Below are 856 nucleotides of genomic sequence, written 5' to 3'. Positions count from 1 at the left end.
TCCCGGCGTGGTCCTCGTGACCGAGGGGCCCGCCGGCCGGGTCGACAAGCTCGTCTCGAAGGAGCGCCGCTGGATCGGCCCAGTGATCCCGAACGTGCCGATCCACGTCATCAAGACCGGCAAGGGCGAGGGTCAGGTGCCGCTGCGCGAGCTGTCCCAGCGGATGCGGAAGCTGGAGAAGAAGCTCACCCAGCAGGAGGTGCAGACCGTGCACAAGCGGATCACCACCCTCGGCAACCGGCTGCCGATCCCCAAGGGCGTCGACCCGATGCGCGCCCGTCCGGACCGCAAGTCCATGCGCGGGCGCTGACCCGGCACCCCGACGACGACGGAGCCCCTCGCCTTCCACTGGAAGGCGAGGGGCTCCGTCGTCGTCGGGGGACGCCGTCAGCGGGTGCGCACCAGGATCGTGTCCACCGCCCGGTCGTGCAGACCGCGCTGGTCCGGGTCGAAGACCACCGGCGGGATCAGCAGGCACAGCAGCAGCGAGCGCACCGCGGCCCGGGCGAACCCGGCGGGCCGGCCGTCCAGCGTCTGCACCTGCAGGCCCGTCAGCCAGTGACCCGGGGTGTGCCCGGTGGCACCGACCAGGAGCACGTTGAGCGGGAACAGGAGCGCGAGGGTCACGAGCCCGTGCTCGTTCCACTGCGGCGCGAGCCACTCGGCGAGGGCCCAGCACAGGTACCAGTCCAGCACCAGGGCCACGATCCGCCGCCCGACGCGGCCCACCGAGCCCGGCCCCTCCGCCGGGCGCCCCAGGCGCTCCCCGGGATACTGCTGCCGGCCGGTCCCCGGTCCCTCGAGCCAGGAGCCCACGTCGCGTCTGTCGATCATGTCCTCAGGGTATCGGGATCGG

2 protein-coding genes are annotated in these 856 nt (G+C 72.8%); one reads left to right on the top strand and one right to left on the bottom strand.

The features are described from left to right. A partial coding sequence (locus RCG67_RS16810) for a DUF4191 family protein (protein WP_368827931.1) occupies nt 1-310 on the top strand: 310 nt, incomplete at its 5' end. Nucleotides 311-387: 77 nt separating this feature from the next. Here RCG67_RS16810 and RCG67_RS16805 read toward each other — a convergent pair. Continuing rightward, complete coding sequence (locus RCG67_RS16805; RefSeq protein ID WP_368827929.1) at nt 388-834, bottom strand: RDD family protein; 447 nt, start codon at nt 832-834, stop codon at nt 388-390. Between the last annotated feature and the right edge of the window lie 22 nt (nt 835-856).

It is taken from the genome of Kocuria cellulosilytica, assembly GCF_040981245.1.
Taxonomy (GTDB): Bacteria; Actinomycetota; Actinomycetes; order Actinomycetales; family Micrococcaceae; genus Kocuria; species Kocuria cellulosilytica.
This window is presented reverse-complemented; position numbering and strand designations above follow the sequence as displayed.

Bases quoted from the DNA above. Each gene is read 5' to 3' on its own strand.
- RCG67_RS16805 (WP_368827929.1), bottom strand. From the start codon at position 834: ATGATCGACAGACGCGACGTGGGCTCCTGGCTCGAGGGACCGGGGACC.